Here is a 7,042-nt window from a genome sequence, read left to right on the forward strand (position 1 = left end):
AGGCGGGCTGTGTGCCGCAAGCCGCCAGCAGCGCCGCCGCGGCGAGCACGGGGGTGCCGCGGGCAAGACGGGGCAAGGTGGGTAAGAGCATCAATCGGTTCCTTGAAGTGCCGGGGCCGCAAGTGCGGTATCCGCCACGGGCCGCCGCAGGCGACGCATAGCTCGCACCGCACGGCCGCGCAGCCGGTCCAGCGCCACATACACCACCGGCGTGGTGTACAGCGTCAGTATCTGGCTGAACAGCAGACCGCCCACCACGGCAATGCCCAGGGGCTGGCGCAGTTCGGCCCCATCGGCGCGGCCCAGTGCCAGGGGCAACGCCCCGAAAATGGCCGCCAGCGTGGTCATGAGAATGGGCCGCAGGCGCAGGTTGCATGCGCGGTAGATCGACTGTGCGGCGCTGGCGTGCCCGCCGCGCTGACGCACCAGCGCAAAGTCGATCATCATGATGGCGTTTTTCTTGACGATGCCGATCAGCAAAATGACGCCAATCAGCGCAATGAGCGAGAACTCGGTCTTGAACAGCATGAGCGCCAGCAAGGCCCCCACCCCGCCGACGGCAGCGTGGACAGGATGGTGAGTGGGTGCACCAGGTTTTCATACAGGATGCCCAGCACGAGGTAGATCGTGACGATGGCCGCCAGAATCAGCAACGGCTGGCCCGCCAGCGCATCCTGGAACGCCCCCGCCGTGCCACCAAAGGTGCCGCGTATGCCCACGGGCACGCCCAGCTCCGACACGGCGTTGTAGATGGCATCCGATGCCTGCGAAAGCGACACGCCCGGCGCCAGGCTGAAGCTCACGGTGCTGGCCGGAGTGCCCCGCTCGTGGTTGACGGACAGCGGCGTGTTGGTGGTGGTGATGTGCGCAAATGCCGTCAGCGGCACCTGCTGGCCCTGGTTGTTCACCAGAAAGAAGCCGCGCAACGCCTCGGGGCTTTGCAGGTACTGCGGGGCGGCCTCCATGACCACGCGGTACTGGTTGAGGGGGTTGTAGATCACGCCGACCTGCCGCTGGCCAAAGGCGTCGTTGAGCGTGGCGTCGATCTGCGCCATGGTCAGGCCCAGGCGCGAGGCCGCATCGCGGTCGATGACCAGCGTGGTCTGCAGGCCATAGTCGGACACGTCGCTGTTCACGTCCTCCAGCTCGGGCAGTTGCGACAAGGCCTGGCGGATGCGCGGCTCCCAGGTGCGCAGCTCGGCGATGTCATCGGCCTGCAGGGTGTAGTCGTACGAGGCGCTGCTTTGGCGCCCGCCAATGCGGATATCGCGCTGGGGCACCATGAACAGGCGCGCTCCGGGCTCGTCCTTGAGCCGGGCGCGCAGGCGCGTGATGACGGCCTCGGAGGTTTCCTGCCCTGGCCCGCGCTTGAGCGTCATGAACATCTGCGCCGCATTGCGCTGCCAGCCGCCGGTGAAGCCCGTCACGTTCTCGACCGCGGGGTCGGCCTGCACGATGGCCAGAAAGCGCTGCAGCCGCTGCTCCATGGCCTGGTACGAGGTGGCCTGGTCGGCCCGGATGAAGCCCGAGATGCGGCCCGTGTCCTGCTCCGGCATGAAGCCCTTGTCGATGACCGTGTAGAGATACACGTTGCACCCCACCACCCCCGCAAGCACCAGCAGCACCAGCGGCTGGTGGCGCAGGCACCAGGCCAGGCTCAACCGGTAACCGCGCAGGCCCCGGGCCTGCAGCCCGTCCACCCAGCGCGAAAAACGGGCCCATGGCGACCGGTTGGGCGCAGCACCGGACGCGCGGTGCGGCCTGAGCAGCGCCGCGCACATCATGGGCGTGGTGGTAAGCGACACCAGCAGCGACACCAGGATGGCCGCCGACATGACGATGGCGAACTCGCGGAAGAACCGCCCCACGATGCCGCCCATGAACAGGATGGGCACGAACACGGCAATCAGCGACAGGCTCATCGACACCACCGTGAAGCCGATCTCGCGCGCGCCATCGAGCGCGGCCTGCAGCGCCGTCTTGCCGCGTTCCATGTGGCGCATGATGTTTTCAAGCACCACGATGGCATCGTCCACCACGAAACCCGTGGCCACGGTCAACGCCATGAGCGAAAGGTTGTCGAGCGTGTAGCCCACGAGATACATCACGCCAAAGGTGCCCGCCAGCGAGACCGGCACCGCCACGGCCGGGATGAGCGTGGCGCGCCCGTTGCGCAGGAACAGAAACACCACCAGGATCACCAGCGCCACGGCGATGACGAGCGCGCGCTCCACCTCGCGCACCGATGCGCGCAGCGTGGGCGTGCGGTCGGAGACGATCTGCACGTCGATGGCCGCCGGGATGGACGCCTGGAGTTGCGGCAGCAGCGCGCGCACACGGTCCACCGCCTCGATGATGTTGGCCCCCGGCTGCTTGTACACCTGCAGCAGGATGGCGGGCTTGCCGTTGGCCACGCCATAGTTGCGCACGTCCTGCACCGAGTCGGTCACATCGGCCACATCGGCCAGGCGAATGGCGTTGCCGTTTTGCCAGCGCAGCACCAGCGGCGCATAGTCGGCGGCCACACGGGCCTGGTCGTTGGCGGCCACCTGCCAGTAATGGTCTTCGCGTTCCACCGCGCCCAGCGGGCGATTGGCGTTGGTGGTGCTGATGGCGCTGCGCACCTGCTCCAGCGACACCCCATTGGCCGCCAGCCGCACCGGGTCCAGCGACACGCGCACGGCGGGCAGCGCCCCACCGCTCACGGTGGCCTGGCCCACCCCTTCGACCTGCGAGAGCTTCTGCGCCAGCACCGTGGAGGCGGCGTCGTACATCTGCCCGCGCGTGAGAGAGCCCGATGTGAGCGCCAGGATCATGATGGGCGAATCGGCCGGGTTGACCTTGCGATAGGTCGGGTTGCTGGGCATGCCTGTGGGCAGCAGCGTGCGCGCGGCGTTGATGGCGGCCTGCACATCGCGCGCGGCGCTGTCCACGTTGCGGTTCAGGTCGAACTGCAGCGTGATGCTGGTGCTGCCCAGGATAGAGCGCGAGGTGATCTCGTTCACCCCGGCAATGGCACCCAGCGATCGCTCGAGCGGCGTGGCCACGGTGGCGGCCATGGTGTCGGGGCTGGCGCCGGGCAGGCTGGCGGAGACCGAGATGGTGGGGTAATCGACCTGCGGCAACGGCGCAACGGGCAGCAAGAAGTACGACACCGCGCCCACCAGGGCCAGCCCCAGGGTGAGGAGCATGGTGGCGATGGGGCGGTGGATGAAAGGGGTGGAGAGGCTCATGGTATGGGCCTCTGGGTTTTAAGAGGATTTTGGCCTCTAGTGCTTATCTTATAAGCGCTAACAGCTATTGAATGCATAGCATTCGAACGAGCTTTTTTTTGCGTCCGCACCGCCGTCCCCTGCCGTTTGGGCTGAGCCTGTCGAAGCCTGGGCTCGTTCGCTGATGGGACCGCGTGCCTCTGCATAGGGCGGGCGCACATCCCGGCAGACGGCCTCAATAAAGGCACAAAGCCAAACAAGTCCCAAAGGCTCAAAGAAAAAGCGCCTCCAGCTACAAAACCAGGAGCACCCATCACACACCCTCCCGCCTCGCCCGCCACCGCTGCGCCCACCCCTCAAACGTCAGATAAATCACCGGCGTGGTGAACAGCGTGAGCAACTGGCTCACGATCAGCCCCCCCACCATCGTCACCCCCAGCGGATGCCGCAACTCACTGCCCACCCCCGTGCCCAACATGAGCGGTAGCGCGCCCAGCAGAGCCGCCAGCGTCGTCATCAAAATCGGACGGAAGCGCAGCAGGCAAGCCTGGTAGATGGCCTCACGCGCGGGCAGCCCCTGGTCGCGCTGCGCCTCCAGCGCAAAGTCGATCATCATGATCGCGTTCTTCTTCACGATGCCGATCAAGAGCACGATGCCGATGATGGCCACGATATCGATGTCGAGCCCCGCCAACCCCAGCGCCAGCAACGCCCCCACACCCGCCGAGGGCAGTGTGGACAGGATGGTGACCGGGTGGATGGTGCTCTCGTACAGCACGCCCAGCACGATGTACATGGTGACCACCGCTGCCAGGATCAGCAGCAGCGTGTTCGACAGCGACGCCTGGAAGGCCAGCGCCGCACCCTGAAAGGCCGTGTCCACCGACAGGGGCAACGCCCCCGCCTCGCGCGCCGCCGCCTGCGCGGCCTGGATGGCCTTGACCGCGTCACCCAGCGAAACGCCCGGTGCGGTGTTGAATGAAATGGTGGCGGCAGGCAGTTGCCCCACATGGTTCACCGCCAGCGGCATGGGGCGTTCTTCAACGCGCGCCACCGACGACAGCGCCACGGGCTTGCCGGCGCTGGACGCGACGTAAATGCTGTTCAGCGCCTCGGGCCCCAGCTTGAACTGCGGCGCCACCTCCAGCACCACGCGGTACTGGTTCGATTGCGTGAAGATGGTGGAGATGAGCCGCTGGCCAAAGGCGTTGTACAGCGCGGTGTCGATGCCCGCCACCGTCACACCGAGGCGGCTGGCCTGGGCGCGGTCGATCTGCACATGGGCCTGCACGCCCTGGCTTTGCAGGTCGCTGGCCACATCGGCCAGCTGCGGCAGCGCGCGCATGCGCCGCACCAGGTTGGCCGTGTTGGTCTGCAGCTGGTCCATGTCGGGCGACGACACCAGCAGCTGGTACTGCGTGCGCGCCACACGGTCTTCGATGGTGAGGTCCTGCACGGGCTGGGCATACAGGCGAATACCGGGCAGATCGCGCGTGCCGTCGGCCAGGCGGCGCAGCACCACGGAGGCGCGGTCGCGCGCGGCGTGGGGCTTGAGGTCGATGAGCAAACGACCCGTGTTGAGCGTGGTGTTGGTGCCATCCACGCCGATGAAGGACGACACGCTCTGAACGGCCGGGTCGCGCAGGATGCGCTCGGCCAGTTGCTGCTGGCGTTCGGCCATGGCGACGAACGAGACCGACTGGTCGGCCTCGGTGGTGGCCTGCAGGGTGCCGGTGTCCTGCACCGGGAAAAAACCCTTGGGCACCAGCACATACAGCGCCACGGTGAGAACCAGCGTGGCGCCGAACACCAGCCAGGTCAGCCCCCGGTGGTCCAGCACCCAGCCCAGCATGCGGCCATAGCGGGCAATGGTACGGTCAAAGAACCGGCCCGTGGCCTGGTAGAGGCGGCCGTGGCTTTCTTCGGGCGTGTGCCGCAGCAGGCGCGCGCACAGCATGGGCGTGAGCGTGAGCGACACCACGGCCGATAGCAGGATGGCCACGGCCATGGTGATGGCGAACTCATGGAACAGCCGCCCCACCACGTCGCCCATGAACAACAGCGGTATCAGCACCGCAATCAGCGAGATGGTGAGCGAGATGATGGTGAAGCCGATCTGCCGGGAGCCCGCGAGCGCGGCCTGCAGGGGCGTGATGTGGGGCGCGGGGGTGTTTTGGCTGTGGCCAGACGCTTGCGCGTCCTGCACGGAGCCTTCGGCCCCATGGGCCTGCGCCGAAGCATTGCCCGGCATCTCCAGATGCCGGGCAATGTTTTCGATCATCACGATGGCATCGTCCACCACGAACCCGGTGGAAATCGTCAATGCCATCAGCGTGAGGTTGTTGATGGAAAAGCCCGCCAGGTACATCACGCCAAACGTGCCCACCAGCGATAGCGGCACCGCCACGCTGGGGATGAGCGTGGCCGAGGCGCTGCGCAAAAAGACAAAAATCACCGCCACCACCAGGCCGATGGCCAGGGCCAGCTCGATCTGCATGTCCTTGACGGAAGCCCGGATGGTGGTGGTGCGGTCGGTGAGCACCTGAACATCGATGGAAGCCGGCAGCGTGCCCTGCAGTTGCGGCAGCAGCGCCTTGAGGCGGTCCACCGTCTCGATCACGTTGGCCCCCGGCTGGCGGCGGATGTTGAGGATCACCCCTGCGCGCGCACCGGTTTCGGGCGTGCCGGCCCAGGCGGCCAGGCGCATGTTCTCGGCCTCGTCCACGGTCTGCGCCACATCGCCCAGGCGCACGGGATTGCCGTTCTTGAAGGCGATGACGAGGTTGCTGTATTCCTGCGCCGACTGCAGCTGGTCGTTGGCGTCGATGGTGGATGCCCGCGCCGGACCATCGAAGCCCCCCTTGGCCTGCTTGACGTTGGCCGCCGCAATCACGGTGCGCACATCCTCCAGCGTCAGGCCCAGGCCGGCCAACGCCGTGGGGTTGGCCTGGATGCGCACGGCCGGCCTGCGACCGCCCGCAATCGCCACCAGGCCCACCCCCCGGACCTGTGAAAGCTTGGGCGCAAGGCGGTTTTCCACCAGGTCGTTGAGGCGGATCACGGGCAGGGACGGCGACGTGATGGCCAGCGTGAGGATGGGCGCGTCCGCCGGGTTGACCTTGCTGTACAGCGGCGGCATGGGAAGATCGTTCGGCAGCAGGTTGCTGCCGGCATTGATGGCCGCCTGCACCTGCTGCTCGGCCACATCCATGGCCATGTCGAGCGCAAAGCGCAGCGTGATCACCGAGGCACCGCCCGAACTGGTGGACGACATCTGCGCCAGCCCCGGCATCTGGCCGAACTGCCGCTCCAGCGGCGCGGTGACGTTGGACGTCATCACGTCCGGGCTGGCGCCAGGGTACAGCGTGGTGACTTGGATGGTGGGGTAGTCCACCTCGGGCAGCGCCGAGATGGGCAGCAGCCGGTAGGCCAGCAAGCCAGCGATCAGCAAAGCCACCATCAGCAGCGACGTGGCAATGGGGCGCAGGATGAAGATACGGGAGAGATTCATGGCAGCGGTGCCCGCAAGGTGCGGTGCGGAGCCTCAGCGCGAAGCGCCTGCTGCCGGGGACGCCACCCCTTCGGCCTGCTGCTGGCGGCGTGCACGGATGAAGGCGCGCCGTTCTTCGGGCGACAAGGCCTGCAACTGCTCACGCTCTTGCGGCGTCATGCGATCAAGGATGGCGCGGACCTCGGGCGACAACCGGGCGGCGGTGGGACGCTCGGCGTCGCTGGGCGCGGCGACATCGGCAGCACCCGAAGGGGTGGCCCTGGCTGCGGACGATATTGCTGTGGGAGGGACCGCAGCGCGGGATGCTGCAGGTGCGAGG

1 protein-coding gene and 2 pseudogenes are annotated in these 7,042 nt (G+C 67.1%); all 3 read right to left on the reverse strand.

The window, feature by feature from the left end; genetic code table 11:
* Positions 1–90: 90 nt before the first annotated feature.
* Positions 91–3,233: pseudogene (locus ACDELDRAFT_RS17045) on the reverse strand (efflux RND transporter permease subunit).
* Positions 3,234–3,525: 292 nt separating this feature from the next.
* Positions 3,526–6,723, reverse strand: coding sequence for an efflux RND transporter permease subunit (locus tag ACDELDRAFT_RS17050; protein WP_005799151.1), 3,198 nt, complete (start codon positions 6,721–6,723; stop codon positions 3,526–3,528).
* A gap of 33 nt (positions 6,724–6,756) precedes the next feature.
* Positions 6,757–7,042: pseudogene (locus ACDELDRAFT_RS25165) on the reverse strand (efflux transporter periplasmic adaptor subunit); the annotation flags it as partial.

Source organism: Acidovorax delafieldii 2AN (assembly GCF_000175235.1).
Taxonomy (GTDB): Bacteria; Pseudomonadota; Gammaproteobacteria; order Burkholderiales; family Burkholderiaceae_C; genus Acidovorax; species Acidovorax delafieldii_B.

What these genes read in the sequence shown, in the direction of transcription:
- ACDELDRAFT_RS17050 (WP_005799151.1), bottom strand. Translation starts at nt 6,723, where the DNA reads ATGAATCTCTCCCGTATCTTCATCCTGCGCCCCATTGCCACGTCGCTG.